This window comes from Corynebacterium mastitidis DSM 44356 (genome assembly GCF_000375365.1).
GTDB lineage: Bacteria > Actinomycetota > Actinomycetes > Mycobacteriales > Mycobacteriaceae > Corynebacterium > Corynebacterium mastitidis.
The window spans coordinates 105,347-126,680 of the sequence record NZ_AQXB01000002.1; the positions used below are offsets into that span (position 1 = coordinate 105,347).

A 21,334-nucleotide genomic window follows, 5' to 3' on the forward strand; every position below is an offset into this window, starting at 1 on the left:
AGTGATTAAGGAATGTCGCGTTACACGCTCACCCCGAAGGCCACGCACGGCGTGCCCCAAAAAGAGGTGATGAAGCAGTTCTTCTTCTTCCTCAAGACGATGAAGGACCGCAAGATTCTGGAGACTCCGAAGCCCTCCGAGCTGGGCGGCCAGATCGCGCTGCGCAAGCGCTGGGGCAGCCTGGAGGGCGGCACGCTGGCGATCACCGCGCAGAATCACCCCGATCGCCTGGGCCTGGTGGACGACGAGGGGGAGCTCACCTACGCGGAGTTCTTTGACCGCGTGTACCGCCTGGCGCACGGCCTGATGGACTACGGCGTCAAGGACGGCGACAACGTGGCCGTCATGGCGCTCAACGGCCGCGCCGCGATCTTCCCGCTGTGTGCCCGGCAGATGCTGGGCTACCACATCTTCATGGTCAACGCGAACAGCTCCGGCGCGCAGATCCACAAGGTGCTGGAGTTCCACGAGATCGACGCCTTCATCGTGGACCAGGAGTTCTACGACCGCCTCCTGCCGGAGACCAAGGAAAAGTTCAACATCATCATCGGCCACGTGGACGACGAGGCCCCGGACAACCTCCCCACCCTCAACGGGATCATCGAGGACGCCAAGCTCCTGGTCAACGAGGATCGCCTGCCCAAGAAGCCCACCAAGTCCGCCCACGTGGTGATGACCTCGGGCACCACCGGCATGCCCAAGGGCGTGGTGCGCCGCCAGCTCCTCTCCCCGCAGGGCATCGCCCCGGCCTTCGCCGCGATTCCGTGGCGGCAGGACATGGTGGTGATGCTCCACGGCGTGCTCTTCCACTTCTACGGCTGGGCGAACATGCTGGTGGCCATGCTCACGGGCTCCACCATCATCACGCAGCGCCACTTTGACGTGGACGAGACCCTGGAGATCTTCGACAAGTACAAGGTCACCGCGTGGATCTCCGCCGCCTCCCGCCTGCGCTCCACCATCGCGGAGCTGGACGAGCGCGGCGTGAAGCGCGTGGAGGGCCTGGAGTTCATCTGCTCCTCCGGCAGCCCGCTGACGGAGTACGAGGTCACCCGCGTGGTGGAGTTCTTCGGCCCGATCCTGTGCAACAGCTACGGCTCCACGGAGACCGCCGCCCTGGCCATCTCCCCGCCGGAGATGCTGGCCAAGGAGCCCAGCCTGACTGGGCGCATCTACCCCGGCTACCTCATCGAGATCCGCGACGACGAGGGCAACATCGTCCCGGACGGCGAGATCGGTGAGATCTACGCGGGCTGCTACGACATGTTCGCGGGCTACACCGATCCGGACGTGCCGGTGCGCGTGGTGAACAAGCTGCTGCGCATGGGCGACCGCGGCTACAAGAAGGGCGACCGCCTCTACGTGCTGGGCCGCGCCGACGACCTGGTGATTACCCAGTTCGGCGAGAAGATCTTCCCCTCCGAGCTGGAGGACCTGCTCATCCGCGACCCCCGCGTGGAGGACGCCCACGTGCACGGCGTCAAGGACGCGGAGTTCGGCCAGGCCCTGCGCGCGTACATCATCCGCGCCGAGGGCGTGTCCGCCGAGGACCTGAGCGAGGAGGAGGTGCGCCGCATCATCGTGGAGGAGCTGTCCTCCGCCCACGCCCCGCGCGACGTCTTCTTCATGAAGGACTTCCCGCGCAACCCGATGGGCAAGGTGATCCGCCCCGAGCTGCCGGATCACTCCACGGCCTAGCCGAGGGATAGGGAGCACGGGGCCCGGGCGCGCGGTGGCGCGTGTGGGCCTTGTGCTTTTTTATGCGCGGACTCGGCGGCCCGGTTCTTGGTGCTTCGGTTCTTGGCGATCCGGCACCGTCCATGCGGCGATGAGCGTGGTCAGCGGCACCGCGAGGATCAGCGCCAGGCCACCGATGCCCGAGCGCAGCAGCTCCGTGGCCACCACGTCGCTGCTCAGCGTCTCGGCCAGGGGACGCCGCGCCACGGAGATGAGCAACAGCAGCGGCAGGGCGGCCCCGGTGTAGCTGAGCACCAGCGTGTACACCACCGAGGCGATGTGATCCTGCCCTACCTTCATCGCGCCGAGGAAGAGCCGCCAGGGTCGAGCGTCCGGGTCGAGCGCGGAGAGCTCGTTGATGGTGGAGGCCTGGGCGATCGTGACGTCGTTGAGCACCCCCAGGGTGCCGATGATGAAGCCCGCCGCCAGCAGCCCGAGGACGGAGACCTCCGGCAGGTACAGCAGGATGGTGAGGTTGTCCTCGGAGCCGAGCCCGCGCACCTCGGTGGTGCGCAGCCCAACGGAGGTCAGCCCCGCGGCTACGAGGAGGGCGAGCAGCGTGCCGCCGAGCGCGGCGGCGGACTTCCAGTTCACCCCGTGCACCAGCGGCACCACCACGAGCAGCACCAGCGCCCCGGTGATCACGGCCAGCAGGGAGGAATCCCGCCCCGAGGCCAGGGCGGGAAGCAGGAAGAAGCCGATGACGGACAGCGTCACGCCCAGACCGATCAGGGCGCGCAGGCCGCGCCACCCGGCGAAGAGGAGCAGCGCCAGGACGATCGCCACGCCCCAGGCCGCCAGCGAGCCGCCGCGCTGATAGTCCGCGAAGGACATGGTGACCGCGCCCTCCGGGGTGCGCGTCTCGGAGAGCCGGATGCGGTCTCCCTCCCGAAGCTGCGGCTCCCCGGGCATGTCATGGGTGACGAGCATGGTGCGCTGCCCCGCGAACTCCCCCGAGGTGATGTCCGCCAGCGCCCGACGGCAGGGCTGGGCGGGGGCGGCCAGCGGGGTATCGGGCTGCCCCGAGAACACGGTGCCTATCGACGCCGAGTTGCAGGCGTTGCCATCCACCAGCGTGACGGTGGCGTCCACCAGGGTGCGGTTCAGGGACGAGGAGGCGAAGGTCTCCGATACGTGGGTGCTGTGGGGCGAGGGCCAACTCAGGGCCACGGCGACGGCGGAGGCGAGGCCCGCCAGGGCGATGCCCACCAGGAGCAGGAGGCGGGGCGGGGTGAGGCGGCGGGCGCCGGTGGGGGTGGTGTGCCGTGTCATGGGGTCCCTTCGTTCGTCGTGGAGCGGCTGCGGCCGCTCGCGGGTAATGATTATTATTCCCGATAGAGTGGTGCGAACGGTAGGGGTGCGGTGGTTGGGGGTGTAAATACGCGCTCGTCGAAACTTGTATTTACTCATTTTTACGGCGCTGAGCAGGCGTTATGCGCTAGCGGGTGCGGGGTGAGGGGGAAGTTTCTGCAAAAGTTTCGACGAAGTTTCGACAAAAACTTTTTCAAAAAACTTTCCCCGCGCCCGCCGGGCCGCCGCGGCCTAATGCTTGTAGCTGCTGAGGAAGTTCCCCAGCCGCTCCAGGGCGTCCTCCAACTCCGAGGCCCAGGGCAGCGTGACCACGCGGAAGTGATCCGGGGTGGGCCAGTTGAACCCGGTTCCGTGCACCATGAGGATCTTTTCCTTGCGGAGCAGGTCCAACATGAACTGGCCGTCGTCGTGGATCTCGTGGACGTTCGGATCGAGGCGGGGGAAGGCGTAGAGGGCGCCCATCGGCTTCACGCAGCTCACGCCGGGGATCGCGTTGAGCTTCTCGTACGCCACGTTGCGCTGCCGCAGCAGGCGACCGTGCTCCCCGGTGAGGTCGTAGATGGATTGGCGCCCGCCCAGGGCCACCTGGATCGCGTGCTGTGCCGGGACGTTCGGGCACAGGCGGGTACCGGCCAGCAGTTCCAGGCCCTCGATGAAGCCCCGGGCGTGATTCTTAGGCCCGGTGAGCACCATCCACCCGGCCCGGTAGCCGGCCACGCGGTAGGCCTTGGAAAGGCCGTTGAAGGTGATGGTGAGCAGGTCGGGGGCGAGGCCCGCGATGGAGATGTGCCGGGCGCCGTCGTAGAGGATACGGTCGTAGATCTCGTCGGCCAGTATGAGCAGGTCGTGCTCGCGGGCCACGTCCACGATGCCCTGAAGGATCTCGCGGGAGTACACCGCCCCGGTGGGGTTGTTCGGGTTAATCACCACGATTGCCTTGGTGTTCTCCGTGATCTTGGAGCGAATATCCTCCAGCGAGGGGTTCCAGTTGTCCTCCTCGTCGCAAAGGTAGTGCACCGGGGTGCCGCCCGCGAGGGAGGTGGCGGCGGTCCACAGCGGGTAGTCCGGCATGGGGATGAGCACCTCGTCGCCGTCGTTGAGCAGCGCCTGGGTGGTCATGGTGATCAGCTCGGAGACGCCGTTGCCCAGGAACACGTCGTTGACGTCGAAGTGGGGGAAGTCGTCGATCAGCTCGTAGCGGGTCACGATGGCGCGGCGCGCCGAGATGATGCCCTTGGACGTGGAGTAGCCCTGGGAGGTGGGCAGCGCGGCGATCATGTCACGCATGATGACGTCCGGGGCGTCGAAGCCGAACACCGCCGGGTTGCCGGTGTTGAGCTTGAGAATGCGGTGCCCGTCGAGCTCCATGCGCTCGGCCTCGGCGGCGACGGGGCCGCGGATCTCGTAGAGGACGTTCTTCATCTTCTCCGACTGGTCGAACTCGCGGCGCTTGCGCGGAGCGCGGGCGGAGGGGGCGGGGTGGTTGCAGGATGCGTCAGTCATGTATCCATCCTAGAGCGCCGGGGTGTGGTGCTAGCGACAATCAGGGCCACGCGGAGTGACAAAGCGTGTGTCACTTTGTCACTACACGTGTAACTTCGCGTCAGAAACTTTGTAAATGCGCTGTTCAGAAGCGCAGGATCGGCGCTCGGTGTAGTGACAACCCGCGTGTCATCACGGTGCCTAGCGCCGACGCATGGCGCCGCGCGCAAGGCTGTAGGCGTTGCTCTTGAACTCGTGCTGCAGCTCCAGCCGCTGCGCGCGGCGCTCGATGGCGCGCCCGCTCCGCGTCCTTGATCTCGCGCAGGCGCTGCCGGTTCAGGGCGCGTTGGCTCGGCATGTTCCAGGAGGCGGGGCCGACCTTCAGGACGTAGAGCAGGGTAAAGACGGCGCCGATGAGGAGGAAGCCGGTTATGGCGCTAGAGAAATAGGCACCTATGCCGATCGAGGCGAGCGCTCCCAGCGCCATCAGCCCCGCCTTGGGGTACCGGGAGCTTTGCCGGGCGCGTTCGATCTCCTCGGCGGAGTAGAGCTGCAGGGACGCCCCTGGGTGAACCCGCAGGGAGGAGGGGAGATCGGTAAACACCTGGTCGATCTCGTACTGGTACTGCGCGCCGGCGATGATCTGGCAGCGGGAATCGTATTCCTCTATCCCCAGCCGCCCCTGGGAAAAGGCGGCACCCAGCGCGGACATGGCCTGGGTGCGCTCGTCATCGCTGAGGCGCACGTGGTCGATCATGGCGCCCAGTTTAGCGCAGGGCGGGGCTTATTCGTCCGGCTCCCGGCGGGGTGATGGGGGCTTGGGGACGGCGGAACCCGGGCGAGGAACCGCAGCGCCGGGGGCGGGCGCGCCGCCCGGTGGAGGCACGGCCGCTTGGGGTCGCGCAGTGGCGGTCCCCGGGGCCGGTGGGGTGGGCGTGCTCGGCGCAGGAACCCCGCCGCCGGGAGCGGCCGAGCCGGGGGGCGTGGGCACGGCCCCTCCCGGAGCGGGAGCCGGGGGCACCGGCGGCTTAGGAGGCGTCGCCGCGCCCGGGGTGGGAGCGGAACCGCCGGGAACCGGCACCGCGCCGCCGGGGCGGGCAACGGCGGACCCGGGGGCCTGGGGGGCGTTGCCACCGGGAGCGGGGGTGGCGGCCCCGGGAACCGGCACCGCAGGTCCGGGGGTGGGGGAGGACGGCGGCTGTGCCCCACCGGGCGTGGGAACGGAGGAGGGCGTCGGGACGGCGGCGCCCGGAGTGGGCACGCCCCCACCGGGAGCGGGGGCACCGCCCGGTGCCGGAACCGGGGAGGAACCCGGGGTCGGGGGCGTGGTGGGCGCGGAGCCACCGGGGCTGGGGGGTGTGGCGGGTGCGGAGCTACCGGGGGCCGTCGGCTCCGCCCTCTGGGGGCGCGCGGGCAGCGGCGTGCGCACGGGAGCGTCGAGGAAGGCACGCTCGCGCGGGGCGGGCAGCTCCCCCTCCACCAGCACGGAGTCGCGCAGCATCTGGGCCACGTCGCGCACCCTGGGCGCGGGGGCCTGCTCCTCCCGGAGCGCCTTGACCCCGCCGGTCATCATCGTGTTGCAGAAGGGGCAGCCCACCGCGATCTCCTCGGCGCCGGTGTCGAGCGCCTGGCGGGTGCGGAACTCGTTGATCCGGGTGCCGAGCTTTTCCTCCATGAACATCCGGGCGCCGCCCGCGCCGCAGCAGAAGGCCTCCTCGCGGTTGCGGTCCATCTCCCGCAGCTCCATGCCGGTGGCTCCGAGGAGCGCTCGGGGCGGGTCAAAGACCTTGTTGTGGCGGCCCAGGAAGCAGGGGTCGTGGTAGGTGATGGGCTTGCGGTCCTGCGGCCCGCGCGGCACCGGCACCAGGCGCTTGTCCCGCACCAGGCGGTTGAGGAGCTGCGTGTGGTGGAAGACGTCGTAGTGGCCGTCGAAGTCCGGGTACTCGTTGCGCAGGGTGTTAAAGCAGTGGGGGCAGGTGGTGATGATCTTGCGCTGGCCCGCGGGCACGCCCGCGAAGGCGCCATCGAGCGCGTCGATGGCCTCGGCGGCCAGCATCTGGAAGAGGAACTCGTTGCCCGCGCGCCGGGCGGGGTCGCCCGTGCAGGTCTCCCCGGCGGCGAGCACCGCGAACTTCACCCCCGCGGTGTGCAGCAGCTCCACCACCGCGCGCGTGGTCTTTTTTCCCTCCTCGTCGAAGGCCCCGGCGCAGCCCACCCAGAAGAGGTATTCCGTATCGGAGAAGTCCTTCACGTCCTCTCCCACCACGGGCACCTCCACGCCGTCGCGGCGGGCCTCCTCGATCCAGGAGGCGCGCTCGGCGGAGTTGCGCCCCCAGGGGTTGCCCTTGACCTCCAGGTTCTTGAACATCCCCGCGAGCTCCGAGGGGAAGTCGGAGTCCGCGAGCACCTGGAAGCGGCGCAGGTCCGCGATGTGGTCGATGTGCTCGATGTCCACGGGACACTGCTCCACGCAGGCGCCGCAGTTGGTGCAGCTCCACAGCACGTCCGGGTGGATCGCCTGGTTCTGCCCCACCAGCTTGAGCACGTCCACCCCGGACTCGGAGGCGTCCGCCCGGTACAGGGAGGGATCGCGCAGGTACCTCTCGTTGTCCAGGGCGACGTCGCGCAGCGAGGTCATCAGCAGCTTGGGGCTCAGCGGCTTCTGGGTGTTCCACGCCGGGCACAGCTCCTGGCAGCGCCCGCACTCGGTGCAGGCGGTAGCGTCGAGAAGCATCTTCCAGGGGGCCTGGGGCAGCGTGCCGACGCCCACCTGGTCGTCCTCCTCCACCGTGTCCAGGGTGAGCGGGCGGCCGTCGGCCCCGTGCAGCGGCTTGAGCGGGCCGAGCGGGCGCTCGCGGCGCAGGAAGATGGTGAAGAAGGCCAGGAAGCGGTGCCAGCCCACGCCCCAGCCCAGGCGCAGCCCCACCGCGGCGAGAAACACGAAGCCGCCGAGGAGCTTGACCAGGGCGAGCGCACTGACCAGGGCGGGGGAGGCGGGCAGCAGCGCGGCCAGGCGGACGCTCAGGAAGTCCGCCCAGGGCGAGCCGCCCCCGTAGGCGGCGATCTGGGCGGCCTTGACCAGCAGCATGCCCAGCCCCTCGCAGAACACCACGGCCTCGATCACGCGCGCCGCCGTGGCGTTGGAGCCGTAGAAGCGGCTGCCCTTATCCGCGTGCCCCAGGCGCAGGCGCACGCCGATCAGCAGCGCGATCCCCAGCAGCGTGCCCACCGCCAGGACCTCCTCCGCTAGGCGATAGACCCACCAGTGGTGCAGCAGCGGCCAGCCGCCCGGGGGATAGAACGCCTGGATATACGCCTCGAACCACACCAGGGAGCCGAAGAGGAACCCCACCATCACCAGCCAATGGGCCGCGCCCACCCAGGGCTTGCGCATCATCCGGGGATGCGCGAACACCTCCACCAGGGTGCGGCCCAGGCGGCGCAGCGGGTGGCTCAACCGGCCCGGGGAGGCCGTGCCGGAGGCGACGAGCCGGAAGATACGCCAGGCGGCGCGGCCGAAGAGGAACCACGCGGGCAGCGAGAGCAGCACGCCGAGCGTGCCGAGGACAACGGAGGTGGTGGACATGCGCTTCTTTACCGACGGGAGGGAGACAGTGCTTTCCCCTTACCTTAAAGGGTGGTGGGGCGCCGGTTCCAAGTATTCGATTCGGTGGCTGGTTCCGTGGTTGCGCGACGCTCCTGGTGCGGCGGCGTCCTTGGCGCGACGCGGTGAGGGCCGAGGAGCGGAGAGATCCGGCGGGCTCTGGATAGAGAAAAACCCTGGCGCGTCGCCCTCGTCGGGGAGGGCTACACGCCAGGGAGTGAAGGGACTCTTAGCCCTGGCACTGCTGCAGGGCGCCGTCGATCACGGCGTTCATGTTCTCGGTCTCGCCGTGCTCGAGGCCGTAATGGTAGCCGCACTGGTAGCCGTCCACCATCTCGGAGGAGGTCTCCGTGAGGGGAAGGTGGCGGAGCAGGTCGGCGGTGAAGTCGGTGGCGGTGGTCATGAGGTTCTGGATGATCTCTGCGTCGAACATAAGCATGAGATTAGGCCCTATTGTGGGGTTGCGCAGCGGATTCCCCCATTGTGGGGGAGAATGACGGCGGGCGGGGAAATGGACCATTTGCGCTGGTGGGTTCCTGCTCTCAGGGGTAAGGGGCGTAGTCGGGAGGGGACCAATGGGGGTGCGAGGTTGGCGCAGGCGGGGGTGAGGATCCACGGGTCAATGTTCAAAAGCGAGCACGGTGAGGCGAGGATATGAGATGGAGCAGGTGCCTGGGGCCGTGGAAAAGCTGCGGAAAGAAGAAGGATGACGATGGATGCGGAAAAGTGCACCTATCAGGTCTTTTGGTCGGAGGAGGATCGGGAGTACGTGGCAACGGTCCTGGAGGACGCGGAAGAGAGCGGGGAGGCCATTCCCGTTCCTTTGGGGTGTGGGCCTACCCCGGAAAGTTTCAGGTAAGAACCTCCTATTCCCCTTATCGGGAGCTTGTTTTCGAGGCGGCGCAAGACGTTGTTTCCCTCAACGCGCTTGTGAATGGGAAGTTTTCTTCTGTGTCGTGGGTGTCAGCGTAGTGTCGCGTGAGCCGTGGAGTTCTGGGTAAGTAAGCGGACTTTTCCCGTGGCGGGCAGGTGTCGTCAAGCGTTGACCGGCGGCGTAGGCGGGCGTGCTCTGGAAAAACTCGATGCCGAATGCGAGGTTGACGCATCTGAAAAAGGCGATCCCGTGAGGTGGTGATGGGATTTCGGTGGGGCGATTCGGGATGGGGATTGGTTCTGCCGCATGGGGGATATCTATATTGACGCGAAAACATTTCCACATCGGGCGCGATGTTTATAAATAACCATTAATGTTTCTATTTGGTGCCGCATGGGGTATTCTGGGATGTGTATTAATCGGGTATTTTTAGGGAAGGGTGGCTATGGGGCCTAGGGAGAGCGCCGTTGCTGCGGCCGAACAAGGAGCGTATATGGGGGCAAAATGGTTTTCTCGCGGGAGAATCGCGTGTGCGGTGATCCTGGGTTCAGGCGCGCTTACGGCCTGTGGCACTGGGGAAGGGGTAACGGGAGAGGATGCTTCCGCTCAGGCGGAGGCGTCCGTGGCGTCTGCTACGGCGCAGCGCACCGAGGAGGAGAAACGAGGGGCAGAGACCTCGGCCACGGCGGCGTCGGTGGACACTGCGGGGAGCGGGACGGCTGAGCGGAACAACGCGGATGTGTGCGGAGAATTGGCTTCTTTGAGCGATACTGGCCGTATCGCTTGGAGCAGCAGCGATGCTCGAGTGGGAGACATCTTAGTGGAATACTGCGACGGGCAGTGGGCGCACCCGATGAAACCCAACACAAGCAGGGATTCCTCGCCGCGGCGTTGGGATGGCTCTGCATGGCAACCGGTGCCGAGCGCGGGTACGCAACAAACCACGGGTTGGTCCTGCTGGGATACGCGAGACCTTGCCGCTCAAGGCGCTCCCCAGGAGATCATCGACTCTGTCATCCCTTGCTCTGGGGAGCACAGCGCGCAGGAAAATGCGTCTCAATCCCGAAGGTCGAACCCTCTAGCCGGGGTGGAGAACCTGGCCGCCTACGAGCAGCCGCAGTGCGATGGCCGGTACATCACGATCGTGGACAGCGTGGTTCTCTCCGAGCGCCTTCCGGGCGAGGATCAGGTGGTGCAGCAACGCCTCGATAATTACCCGGGAGCCAAGACCACCACGCCGGGGGCATGCCCGTCCCTGCGCGCCACCAAGCCGGACAGCCAGGGGCGTTCCCTCGTCGATGCCGGGTACGACGGTGGGTACATTATCCCCATCTACTACGACTACGGCGCGGACCGCGCCGCGGCGTGCAGCGCGGCCCAGAGGTCCTCGGGCGCTTATGCGCGCCAGCTCACCCAGGTAGAGGGGGACTACAACAACCCCTGCGCCTGAGCCAGCCAGCGAACCAAGTCCGTGCAGCGGCCCCTACACCCGCACCGCCCCTGGCTGCCCGGCGAGCGCCTGGTAGCCGGGCCCGTCGAAGAAGGGGGCGTCGGGGGTGAGCACGTCGGCGGTAAAACGCCAGTCCGCCCGCACCCGCTCGGGGGTGACGTCGATGGTCATGTAGCCGTGATGCTCGAAGTCGATCATCTTGTACCAGGGGTCCATGAGCTTCAGCGCCTCCTGCGCCCCGCCCACCACGGCGCGCATGGGCTCCGCAAGCTCGGGGGAGGAGGCCACGCTCTCGAAGAATCCGGGGGCGCTGATGGAGGGGGCTACAAACTCGGTGGCGGCGGCCTGCCCGCCGCGCTGGGCGCGGTAGGAGAAGATGTCGCGGGGGATGTCGCTGGCCCAGGAGGAGTGGATGTCCCCGGTGAGCAGCACCACGTTGCGCATGTCGTTGCCCGCGATCAGGTCGATGATGCGCTGGCGCTCCGCCATGAAGCCGTCCCACTGATCCACGTTGAGGGGGAAGCCCTGGTCGGGCACCCCGAGCTTGTCCACGAGCCAGGAGTGGACGCGCGGGTCGATGCTGTCGGGCAGGGTCATGGGGGCGAACATCACCTCGTTGGCCACGATCTGCCACTGGGCCTGGGAGGCGGTGAGGGAGTCGGAGAACCACTGGAACTGCTCGGAGCCCATCATGGAGCGCTCGGGGTTGGCGGCCTGGCGCAGGAAGTCCGGGTTGGTGTTCTGCCGGTTGGCGTCGCCGTACTGGAGGAGCTGCACGTCGCGGTAGGAGCGCAGGTCGGGGATGATGAACTCGAAGAGGCTGCCGTAGCGCAGGGTGCGGTAGAGGCGCTGGCTGAGCCCGGAGGAGTCGGGGCCGCCGTCGCGCACCGGCATCCACTCGAAGTAGGCGCGGCTGGCCTCGGCCTTGATGGCGGAGAAGGCGTCGTCCTTCTCGGCGGAGTTGCCGCCCAGGCCCTCGCGCCAGGCGTTATCGCCAAACTCGTGGTCGTCCCAGATGGCGATCATGGGCTTGGCGGCGTGCAGGTCCGCCAGGTCCGGGTCCAGGTGGTACACGCCCTGGCGGATGCGGTAGTCGGTCAGGGTGCGGGTGCGGTTGGCGGGCTGCACCGTGCGCACCTGGGTGTCGTAGAGCCCGTTGTAGCCGCCGGCCTCGTACTCGTAGGTGTAGTCGCCCAGGTGGAGCACGAACTGGATGTCCTCGCGCTCGGCCATGTCGCGGTAGCCGCGGAAGTACCCGGACTCGAAGTTGGAGCAGCTCGCCACGCCAAAGCGCGCGTGGGCGGCGGGGGCGCCGTCGGCGGGCATGGTGCGGGTGCGGCCGGTGCGGGAGAGCGCGCCGGCGGCGGGGCCGTCGAGGACGCGGAAGCGGTAGAAGTAGGCGGTGTCGGGCTGGAGGCCCTGCACGTCGATCTTGACGGTGTGGTCCGTATCCGTGGTGGCCAGGTGCTCGCCGCGCTGGGCGAGGTGGGAGAACTCGGGGTCGGTGGAGACCTCCCAGGCCACGCGGGTGGCGGGGCCGAGGCCGGAACCGGGCAGCGCCTCCGGCGTGGGGGTGACGCGCGTCCAGATGATGACGGCCTGGGGCAGGGGGTCGCCGGAGGCCACGGAGTGCTGGAAGGGGCCGCCGGGCTCCTGGGCGAGGGCGCGGGGGAAGTTGCGGCCCACGGTGGCGGTGCCGAGGGTGGCCACGCCCAGCAGGCTTGCGCTTTTGAGGAAGGTGCGGCGACCGAGGTGCGTGCTCACGTGGCTCTCCTGGGAGGGGTTGAACGGGAAATAGCGAGAAAATAACGCCGGTAGAATAACCGCGCGCCGGACGCGCCGCCGGGAGATACGCGGCAATACCCCTCAATGTTCACGCAGATTTCATTCTCCCGTTATTCGCCATTTTCCTGGGCGGCCGGGGTTGGCCCGGGGTGGTCGGCATGGCTGGGGCCTGGTGTATCGTCGGGGCGGCAGTTGTGTAGAGAGAAAGGCGCATAAAACGCATATGGCACGCTTGGTTTCCCTTCTTCGACGCGCGGCCTCGGCCGTGGCGGCCCTCGGCGTGGCCGCCGGTGCCACTCTGGGCGCGGGCCCGGCCGTGGCGGCCCCGTCCTCCGGCCCCACCATCGACGTCCTGGTGCTCTACCCCGGGGAGGTGGTCGCCGATCGCGGTGGCGAGGCGGCCACTAAGGGGGCCATCGAGAAGTCGATGGCGTTGATGACGGACACGCTCAACCGCAGCGGTATCCCGGGGCGGATGAACGTTGCGCACGCCATGCGCGTGGACGCGCCGGGCAAGGACTACAAGAACCACCCGGACATGCTCTCCTGGGTGACGCAGAGCGAGCAGGTGCGGGAGCTGCGCGATCGCTACCGCGCGGACCTCGTCTCCTACGTGGTGCCGGGCGCCGCCGGTTACGCGCAGATCCCCTCGCTGCCGGTGGGCACCGGCACGCAGGACGCCGCCTTCTCCGTGGTGGGCAACGAGTGGCTGGTGCCGCGGGACGATCAGCCGGGCGAGGCCGGGGTGTTCGCGCACGAGCTGGGCCACAACCTGGGCGCGCAGCACGACTGGGCCACGGCCCCCAAGGTGACGAACAACCGCCCCGATCGTCACGGCTACGCCTCCGCCAGCGGGATGGTGGACATCATGGGCTACGGCAACTCCGCGATCTGCCCGCAGAGCCAGTGCGAGCGGCAGCGCTACTACTCCAACCCGGACCTGAAGGTCAAGGGCGAGGCCTTCGGGCAGCGCGGGGGCGAGCACCCCTCGGACCTGGCATCCCTGTTCAAGGAGACGATGCCCGTGGTGGCGCAGTACCGCTAGCGGCGGAACCGGGACGCGCCCCGGTTGATAGACAGATGAGTCTATAGCATTTATATTCACGCGCCCCTGCCGGGCAAAAGAGCCGGGCAGGGGCGCTTTTTGCTACCCGAAGAAGGGTAGGCAGAACCGATCTTTGTTTATAGACCGATCTGTATGTGTATGGTGGGCGTCACACACGAGCCGAGGGCCGGGGAACCGGCCCCGTCTCCCCCGACGCCGTCACACCAGAGGAGCCGCGCACCATGGCACCGACCACCGCCACCCGCCCCGCCCGACGCCGCCAGCCCAAGCCGGAGGGCCAGTGGAAGATCGACGGCCGCGCCCCCCTCAACGACGACGAGCGCATCAAGCAGGAGGAGGAAGCCCTCGCGGTGCGCCAGCGCGTCATCGACGTCTACTCCAAGCAGGGCTTTGACTCCATCGCCCCGGAGGACATCGCACCGCGCTTCAAGTGGCTGGGCATCTACACCCAGCGCCGCCAGGACCTGGGCGGGGAGCACACCGGGCAACTGGACAACTCCGAGCTGCAGGACAGGTACTTCATGATGCGGGTGCGCTTCGACGGCGGACAGGCCACGCCGGAGCGCCTGCGCGCCGTGGGCGAGATCTCCCGCGACTACGCCCGGGGCACCGCGGACTTCACCGACCGGCAGAACATCCAGTTGCACTGGGTCCGCATCGAGGACGTGCCCGCCATCTGGGACAGGCTCGACGCGGTGGGGCTGTCCACGCTCATGGGGTGTGGGGACGTGCCGCGCGTGATCCTCGGCTCCCCCGTGGCCGGGGTGGCCGCCGAGGAGATCATCGACGCCACCCCGGCGATCGAGGAGATCGTGCGGCGCTACGTGCGCAGCGAGGAGTTCTCCAACCTGCCGCGCAAGTTCAAGACGGCCATCTCCGGGCACGCCCGCCAGGACGTCACCCACGAGATCCAGGACGTCTCCTTCGTGGCCTCCGTGCACCCGGAGCACGGCCCCGGCTTCGAGTGCTTCGTGGGTGGCGGGCTGTCCACCAACCCCATGCTCGCGCAGCCGCTCGGGGCCTGGATTCCCCTCGAGGAGGTGCCGCAGGTGTGGGCCGGGGTGGCCCGGATCTTCCGGGACTACGGCTTCCGCCGCCTGCGCAACCGGGCCCGCCTGAAGTTCCTGGTGGCCTCCTGTGGCGTGGAGAAGTTCCGCGAGGTGCTGGAGCGGGAATACCTGGGGTACCGGCTCATCGACGGCCCCGAGGTGGTAACCAACCCCGGCAACCGGGACCACATCGGGGCGCACCCGCAGAAGGACGGCCTGTTCTACCTGGGCGTCAAGCCCACCGTGGGGCACACCACCGGCGAGCAGCTCATCGCCGTGGCCGAGGTGGCGGAGCGCTTTGGCATCCGCCGCATCCGCACCACCGTGGACAAGGAGCTGCTCTTCCTGGACGTGCCGCGCGAGAAGCTGGCGGACCTGGCCGCCGCCCTGGATGAGGTGGGCCTGTACTCCGCGCCCAGCGAGTTCCGCCGGGGGATCATCTCCTGCACCGGCCTTGAGTTCTGCAAGCTCGCGCACGTGACCACCAAGGCCCGCGCGATCGCCCTGGTGGACGAGCTGGAGGAGCGCCTGGGGGACGTGGACGTGCCGCTGAAGATCTCCTTAAACGGCTGCCCCAACTCGTGTGCCCGCACCCAGGTGTCCGACATCGGGCTCAAGGGCCAGACCGTGACGGACGCCGAGGGCAACCGCGTGGAGGGCTTCCAGGTGCACCTGGGCGGCTCCATGTCCCTGGACCCGAACTTTGGCCGCAAGCTCAAGGGCCACAAGGTGCTGGCCGAGGAGGTGGGCGACTACGTGGTGCGCGTGGTCACCGCCTTCAAGGAGCAGCGCCGCGAGGGCGAGCAGTTCCGGCACTGGGTGGTCCGAGCGGACGAGGAGGCCCTGAAGTGAGCCTGCGCCGCCCGCCCAACCCCAACCGCAACCACCCGCTGTACTGCCCGTACTGCGCGGGCGAGCAGCTCTTCCCCGACGAGCACACGGACTTTGCCTGGCTGTGCGCCGAGTGCACCCGCGTGTTCGAGGTCAAGTACCACGGGCAGGACGACCCCCCGCGTCGCCCGGCCCCCGCCCCGTCCACCGCCGAGGCGCTGCGCGCGTCGCTGCGGCGCCACAAGGAGGCACGATGAACGCACAAGTCAATCTCCTCGGCGGCCCCCGCCGAGCCCTGCGGGACCCCGAGGTCTCCCCCGAGGGACCGCGCACCACCCGGCCCCTGCCCGAGGCCGTGGCCCGCGCCAACGCGGAGCTGGTGGAGCGCCACGCCGCCGACCTCTACGAGGCGGACGCCCCCACCATCATGCGGTGGGCGCGCGAGCACGCCCCCGGCGCGGTGGCGGTCACCCTCTCGATGGAAAACACCGTGCTCGCGGAGCTGGCCGCCCGCCACTTCCCCGAGGCGGACCTGCTGTTCCTGGACACCGGCTACCACTTCCCGGAGACCCTGGAGGTGGCCCGCGCGGTGGATCAGCGCTACCCGCAGCGCCTGGTCACCGCCCGCCCGCTGCTGGATCGCGCGCAGCAGGACGCCGCCTACGGGCGCGACCTCTACCGCACCCGCCCCACGGCCTGCTGCCGGATGCGCAAGGTCGAGCCGCTGGCCCGCGCCCTGTCCCCCTACGCCGGGTGGGTGACGGGGCTGCGCCGCGCCGACGGCCCCACCAGGGCCCAGGCCCCGGCGCTCTCGCTGGATGACACCGGGCGGCTGAAGATCTCCCCGATCGTCACCTGGACGCTGGAGGGCACGCGGGACTACGCCGAGGAGCACGGGCTCATCGAGCACCCGCTGACCCGCCGGGGCTACCCCTCCATCGGCTGCGCCACCTGCACGCTGCCCGTGGCCGAGGGGCAGGACCCCCGGGCCGGACGCTGGGCACACTCCACCAAGACAGAATGCGGACTTCACTCATGAGCCTTTCCCCACACCTGCACGACCTGGAAGACGAATCCATCCACATCCTGCGCGAGGTCGCCGGGCAGTTCGACAAGCCCGCCCTGCTCTTTTCCGGGGGAAAGGACTCCGTGGTGGTCTTTGAGCTGGCCCGCCGCGCCTTCGCCCCCGCCGTGGTGCCCTTCGAGCTGCTCCACGTGGACACCGGGCATAACTTCCCGGAGGTCCTAGACTTCCGCGACGCCCTCGTGGAGCGCACCGGCGCGCGGCTGCGCGTGGCCCGCGTGCAGGACTGGATCGACCGAGGCGAGCTGAGGGAGCGGCCCGACGGCACCCGCAACCCCCTGCAGACCGTGCCTTTGGTGGAGACCATCGCCGCCCAGGGCTACGACGCCGTGCTGGGCGGCGCGCGCCGCGACGAGGAGCGCGCCCGGGCCAAGGAGCGCGTGTTCTCCGTGCGGGATTCCTTCGGCGGCTGGGACCCACGCCGCCAGCGCCCCGAGCTGTGGTCCCTGTACAACGGGGCGCACCTGCCCGGGGAGAACATCCGGGTCTTTCCCATCTCCAACTGGACGGAGAGCGACGTCTGGGAATACATCGGCGCGCGCGGCATCGCGCTGCCGCCCATCTACTTCTCCCACGAGCGCGAGGTCTTTCTCCGCGACGGCATGTGGCTGACCCCCGGGGACTGGGGCGGGCCGCGCGCCGGGGAGGCGCTGGAGCGCCGCCGGGTGCGCTACCGCACGGTGGGGGACATGTCCTGCACCGGGGCGGTGGAGTCCACCGCCGCCACCGTGGAGGACGTGCTGGCGGAGATCGCCACCTCCACCCTCACCGAGCGCGGGGCCACCCGCGCGGACGATCGCTTGAGCGAATCCGCCATGGAGGATCGCAAGAAGGAAGGGTACTTCTGATGAGCACCGCTACCGAGACCACCCCGGGCGTCGGCTCGCCGGACGTTGCGGGCGCCCTCGCCCGGAGGCAGACGCTGCGGCTGTGCACCGCAGGCTCCGTGGACGACGGCAAGTCCACCTTCGTGGGACGCCTGCTGCACGACACCAAGTCCGTGCTGGCCGACCAGCTCGCCGCCGTGGAGCGCACCTCCGCCGACCGGGGCTTCGAGGGCCTCGACCTCTCCCTGCTGGTGGACGGCCTGCGCGCCGAGCGCGAGCAGGGCATCACCATCGACGTCGCCTACCGCTACTTTGCCACCCCGCGCCGCACCTTCATCCTGGCCGATACCCCCGGCCACGTGCAGTACACCCGCAACACGGTCACTGGGATGTCCACCTCGCAGGCCGTGGTGCTGCTGGTGGACGCCCGCCACGGGGTGATGGAGCAGACCCGCCGCCACCTCACCGTGGCCGGGCTGCTGGGCATCCGGTACGTGGTGCTGGCGGTGAACAAGATCGACCTCGTGGGGTACTCCGAGGAGGCCTTCCGCGCCATCGAGGCGGAGTTCACCGGGCTTGCCGCCGGACTCGGCATCACCGACACCCGCGTGGTGCCCATCTCCGCGCTGCACGGGGACAACGTGGTGGAGCCCTCCGAGCGGATGGGCTGGTACCGGGGCCCCACTGTGCTGAGCGTCCTGGAGTCCCTCCCCGTGGGGGCCGGGCGCGCCCGGGAGCTGCCGCTGCGCTTTCCCGTGCAGTACGTGATCCGCGAGCACGCCCGGGACTACCGGGGCTACGCGGGCCGCGTGGAGGCCGGAACCGTGGCGGTGGGCGATACCGTGTCCACCCCCGGCGGGCGGCTCACCCGGGTCAGCCACATCGACACCGCCGACGGCCCCGCCGAGCGCGCCGCCGCCGGGCAGTCCGTGGTGCTGCGCCTGGCCGACGAGATCGACCTCGTGCGCGGCGACCTCGTGGCCGCCGCCGAGCACCCGGGCGATACCCGATCCTTTACCGCCACGGCGGTGGGGCTCTCGGAGATCCCGCTGCGGCCGGGCGCCCTGGTGAAGCTGCGCTACGGCACCGCCCTGGTCAAGGCCCGGGTCATCGCGGAGAAGCCCGTGGGCCTCAACGACATCGCCCGCGTGACCGTGGAGGTGGCCCGGCCCCTGCCGGTGGAGGCCTACGCCGCCCGGGGCGCGGTGGGGGCCTTCCTGCTTATCGACGCCTCCTCCGGGGACACCCTGGCGGCGGGATTGGTGGAGCAACCATGACGCTGATCACCCTGGCCCACGGCTCCCGCCACCCCGCCGCCGCGCGGGCCATCGAGGACCTCACCGCCGCGGCGGGCGCGCTGCTCGGCGTGCCCGCGCGCGCCGCCTACCTCGAACTCGCGGAGCCCGACCTGCCCACGGCGGCCCGGGAGGCTCCCCGCGCGGTGGTGGTTCCGCTGCTGTTCACCCGCGCCTACCACGCCCGCCACGACGTCCCCGCCGCCGCGCGCGCCGCGCGCGAGTCCGGCGCCAGCCTCGCCGTGGCCGAGCCGCTGGGGCTGGGCCCGGACATGGAGGAGGCGCTGGTCCGGGTGGTGGCCTCGGACGCGGAGCCCGGAGCGCACCTGGTGGTGTACGCCGTGGGCTCCTCCCGGCCCGGAGCCAACGCCGAGGTGGCGGCCCTGTGCTCGCGGGTGGCGCGGCGCGCCGGGCGCGGCCACTCGGTGGTGTTTGCCACCGGAAAGGGGCGCAGGGTGGGCGTGGCGGGGCTCGACGAGGCCGCCCGCCACCACCGGCGCCTGCACCTGGTGCCGCTCTTCGTGGCACCGGGGCTGCTGCTGGAGAGGGCCCTGGACGCGCTGCCTCAGATCGCGGCGCGCCGGGGCGCGGTCGTGGGGGCGTCGGCACCGCTGGGCGCGAGGCTGGCTCCCCTGGTGGCGGGCCGCTACCACGCCGCGCGAGCGTCCGGGGCCAGGGAGCGGAGGGCCGCCTGATGAGGACCCTCATCCTGGTGTGCCTGGGCGGGCTGGCCGCGCAGCTCGTGGACGGCGGCCTGGGCATGGGATTCGGGGCCACCTCCACCACCATCCTCATCGCGCTGGCCGGGATCGGCCCCGCCCAGGCCTCCGCCGTGGTGCACACCGCGGAGCTGGGTACCACCCTGGCCTCAGGGGTGGCCCACTGGCGCTTCGGCAACGTGGACTGGCGCGTGGTGGGACTCCTCGCCGTGCCCGGCGCGGTGGGGGCCTTCGCGGGGGCCACGCTGCTGACCTCGATGTCCACGGCGGCCGCCCGCCCCGTCACCGCCGCGATCCTGCTGCTCATCGGGCTCAACCTGCTCTGGCGCTTCTCCCGGGGCCGGGTGCGGGGCGCGCGGGCGGACCGGCCGCACCACCCCGGCTTCCTCGCCGGGCTGGGTCTCTTCGGCGGCCTCATCGACGCCTCCGGGGGCGGCGGCTGGGGTCCGGTGACCACCTCCACCCTGCTGGGGCTCGGGCGCACCGAGCCGCGCCGGGTGGTGGGCACGGTGAACACGGCGGAGTTCCTGGTCACCCTCGCCGCCGTCGCGGGCTTCGCCCTGGGCCTGTGGGAGGACCTGGCGGCCAACGCGGTGCTGGTGCTGGCGCTCCTGATCGGCGGCGTGATCGCCGCGCCGATTGCGGCCTGGATGGTCAGCCGCCTCAACCCCGCCGCCCTGGGGGCGGTGGTGGGCACGCTGCTGGTTGTGCTCAACGCGCCCACGGTCCTGGGCCTGGTGGGCGCAGGCGGGGCGGCGGTGCTCGTGGTGCAGGCGCTGGTGCTGTTGGGTGGGGTGGCGCTGGCGCTGCGCGGGTGGCGCCGGGCCGCCCGGGAACGCGGCCCCGCCGCGCGCGTGGTGGCCGAGCAGGAACCCGTGCGGGCGGAGGGCGTGCCCCAGCCCGCGCGGTAGGGGGCTAGTCCTCTGCCTCGCCCTGCTCCGCAGCACTGGACCGGCGGCGCGTGATGGAACTCAGCCGCTCGCGCACGGCGGTGAAGCCCTCGCTGGCGGTCAGCGCCTCCCCCTTGGCGGTGGCGATGTGGATGTCGTCGATGGTGATCTCCCCGGCGCGCAGCGCCACCATCTCCGAGTGGTAGCGGAACCACACGGCGAACACGGCCGCCACGGGCACCGCAAGGAAGGCGCCGATGATGCCAAAGAGCGTGGAGCCCACCGTCACGGAGAGCAGCACCACGGCGGCGTGCAGGTTCATGGCCTTGGACTGGATGATGGGCTGGAGGATGTTGCCCTCGAGCTGCTGCACCGCGATGATGAGCGCGAGCACCAGCACGGCGTTGGTCACGCCGTTGGACACCAGGGCGATAATCACGGCCAGCGCGCCCGCCGTGAAGGCGCCCACGATGGGGATGAACCCGGCGAAGAACGTCACGATGGCCAGCGCCAGGGCCAGCGGCACGTGCAGCAGCACCAGCCCCAGGCCGATGAAGAAGGCGTCCACGAAGGAGACCAGCGCCTGCGCGCGCACGAACCCGGCCAGGGTGTTCCAGGAGCGGGAGAGAACCTCGGTGAGGTGCCAGCCGACGTTGCCGCCGGTGTACTTGCGCATCCAGGGCAGGAAGCGGGTGCCGTCCTTGAGGAAGAAGAACGTGAGCACGAGCGCCACCACCATCGTGACCAGCGCGGAGGAGGCGGAGGACAGCCCGGAGAACACCCCCGAGGCGATCTTGGACCCCTGGGACTGGATCATCGAGGTGACCTCCTGGATCACGCCGTCGAACTCCCCGAGCTCCAGGTTCAGCGGCGGGCCCTGAATCCAATCCTCCAACCGGGTGATGCCGTCCGAGGCGCGGTTGACCAGCTCGGGTATCTGCTTGGCCACCGAGGGCGCGATGGCGGCAAAGACGCCAGCCACGAGCGCGCCCGAGCCCACCATCGTGAGGACGGTGGCAAGGGCCGCGGGCACGCGGCGCTTGCGCAGGAAGGACACGGGCGGCCACAGCACGGTGCACACGATGAGCGCCAGGATCACCGGGAGCAGGCCCACCCAGATGAAGCCCAGGCCCTGCCACACGATCCACCCGGCGGCCACGAGCACGATGAACCGCATCGCCCACCCGGCGAGCCAGCGGCCGTCCCTGCCCAGGATCACGGAGCGGTCGGTGACCTGCTCCTGGGGGGCCTCGTCCGGGGCCTCGCCGGAGAGGCGCTCCATGACGGCGGGCAGTTCCTCCATGGCCTGCGCGGAGGCGGTCTTGTCGGG

At 69.7% G+C, this 21,334-nt stretch carries 17 protein-coding genes; 10 read left to right on the top strand and 7 right to left on the bottom strand.

The annotated features are described in order from the left end of the window. Positions 1 to 12: 12 nt before the first annotated feature. On the top strand, positions 13 to 1,698 hold the full coding sequence (locus B140_RS0102870; protein WP_018117846.1) for an AMP-binding protein: 1,686 nt from the start codon (positions 13 to 15) through the stop codon (positions 1,696 to 1,698). 60 nt (positions 1,699 to 1,758) lie between these two features. On the opposite strand, the gene B140_RS0102875 is transcribed toward B140_RS0102870, so the two are convergent. From B140_RS0102875 to B140_RS0102895, 5 genes are all read right to left on the bottom strand, one after another. After that, positions 1,759 to 3,009, bottom strand: coding sequence for a YibE/F family protein (locus B140_RS0102875; protein ID WP_018117847.1), 1,251 nt, complete (start codon positions 3,007 to 3,009; stop codon positions 1,759 to 1,761). Between the two features lie 270 nt (positions 3,010 to 3,279). Further along, the gene (locus B140_RS0102880; RefSeq protein WP_018117848.1) at positions 3,280 to 4,551 is read right to left on the bottom strand and encodes a pyridoxal phosphate-dependent aminotransferase; all 1,272 of its coding nucleotides are present in this window, start codon (positions 4,549 to 4,551) and stop codon (positions 3,280 to 3,282) included. A 124-nt stretch (positions 4,552 to 4,675) separates the two neighbouring features. Beyond that, a complete protein-coding gene (locus tag B140_RS11725) occupies positions 4,676 to 5,287 on the bottom strand; it encodes a DUF1707 SHOCT-like domain-containing protein (protein WP_051069227.1) in 612 nt (203 codons plus the stop codon). Between the two features lie 27 nt (positions 5,288 to 5,314). Further along, on the bottom strand, positions 5,315 to 8,116 hold the full coding sequence (locus B140_RS0102890) for a (Fe-S)-binding protein (protein WP_018117849.1): 2,802 nt from the start codon (positions 8,114 to 8,116) through the stop codon (positions 5,315 to 5,317). 247 nt (positions 8,117 to 8,363) lie between these two features. Next, positions 8,364 to 8,567 (bottom strand): hypothetical protein, encoded by a 204-nt coding sequence (locus B140_RS0102895; RefSeq protein WP_156801631.1) that lies wholly within the window; start codon positions 8,565 to 8,567, stop codon positions 8,364 to 8,366. Between the two features lie 1,528 nt (positions 8,568 to 10,095). On the opposite strand from B140_RS0102895, the gene B140_RS0102905 reads away from it, so the two are divergent. Further along, on the top strand, positions 10,096 to 10,458 hold the full coding sequence (locus tag B140_RS0102905; RefSeq protein ID WP_018117852.1) for a hypothetical protein: 363 nt from the start codon (positions 10,096 to 10,098) through the stop codon (positions 10,456 to 10,458). Positions 10,459 to 10,491: 33 nt separating this feature from the next. Here B140_RS0102905 and B140_RS0102910 read toward each other — a convergent pair whose 3' ends face one another. Further along, the gene (locus tag B140_RS0102910) at positions 10,492 to 12,222 is read right to left on the bottom strand and encodes an alkaline phosphatase D family protein (RefSeq protein WP_018117853.1); all 1,731 of its coding nucleotides are present in this window, start codon (positions 12,220 to 12,222) and stop codon (positions 10,492 to 10,494) included. Between the two features lie 244 nt (positions 12,223 to 12,466). On the opposite strand from B140_RS0102910, the gene B140_RS0102915 reads away from it, so the two are divergent. The 8 genes from B140_RS0102915 (at position 12,467) to B140_RS0102950 (ending at position 20,025) form a co-directional block, all read left to right on the top strand. Beyond that, positions 12,467 to 13,288 carry a M12 family metallo-peptidase gene (locus B140_RS0102915; RefSeq protein WP_083912214.1) on the top strand — a complete coding sequence of 274 codons (822 nt, stop codon included), beginning with the start codon at positions 12,467 to 12,469 and terminating at the stop codon, positions 13,286 to 13,288. 242 nt (positions 13,289 to 13,530) lie between these two features. Then, positions 13,531 to 15,210, top strand: coding sequence for a nitrite/sulfite reductase (locus tag B140_RS0102920; RefSeq protein WP_018117855.1), 1,680 nt, complete (start codon positions 13,531 to 13,533; stop codon positions 15,208 to 15,210). After that, the gene (locus B140_RS0102925; RefSeq protein ID WP_018117856.1) at positions 15,207 to 15,446 is read left to right on the top strand and encodes a hypothetical protein; all 240 of its coding nucleotides are present in this window, start codon (positions 15,207 to 15,209) and stop codon (positions 15,444 to 15,446) included. Before B140_RS0102920 ends, B140_RS0102925 begins: the two co-directional genes overlap by 4 nt. Then, entirely contained in the window at positions 15,443 to 16,228 is a 786-nt protein-coding gene (locus B140_RS0102930; RefSeq protein WP_018117857.1) for a phosphoadenylyl-sulfate reductase, read from the top strand. Before B140_RS0102925 ends, B140_RS0102930 begins: the two co-directional genes overlap by 4 nt. Further along, positions 16,225 to 17,121 (top strand): sulfate adenylyltransferase subunit CysD, encoded by an 897-nt coding sequence (cysD, locus tag B140_RS0102935; RefSeq protein WP_018117858.1) that lies wholly within the window; start codon positions 16,225 to 16,227, stop codon positions 17,119 to 17,121. The genes B140_RS0102930 and cysD overlap by 4 nt, the downstream gene beginning before the upstream one ends. Continuing rightward, positions 17,121 to 18,377 (top strand): sulfate adenylyltransferase subunit 1, encoded by a 1,257-nt coding sequence (locus tag B140_RS0102940; RefSeq protein WP_018117859.1) that lies wholly within the window; start codon positions 17,121 to 17,123, stop codon positions 18,375 to 18,377. Before cysD ends, B140_RS0102940 begins: the two co-directional genes overlap by 1 nt. After that, on the top strand, positions 18,374 to 19,090 hold the full coding sequence (locus B140_RS0102945) for a sirohydrochlorin chelatase (protein WP_018117860.1): 717 nt from the start codon (positions 18,374 to 18,376) through the stop codon (positions 19,088 to 19,090). Before B140_RS0102940 ends, B140_RS0102945 begins: the two co-directional genes overlap by 4 nt. Continuing rightward, on the top strand, positions 19,090 to 20,025 hold the full coding sequence (locus B140_RS0102950) for a sulfite exporter TauE/SafE family protein (RefSeq protein WP_018117861.1): 936 nt from the start codon (positions 19,090 to 19,092) through the stop codon (positions 20,023 to 20,025). The genes B140_RS0102945 and B140_RS0102950 overlap by 1 nt, the downstream gene beginning before the upstream one ends. A gap of 4 nt (positions 20,026 to 20,029) precedes the next feature. Here the strand turns inward: B140_RS0102950 and B140_RS0102955 are convergent, their stop codons facing one another. Further along, positions 20,030 to 21,307: an AI-2E family transporter gene (locus tag B140_RS0102955; RefSeq protein ID WP_026165925.1), complete on the bottom strand. Its 1,278-nt coding sequence runs from the start codon at positions 21,305 to 21,307 to the stop codon at positions 20,030 to 20,032. Between the last annotated feature and the right edge of the window lie 27 nt (positions 21,308 to 21,334).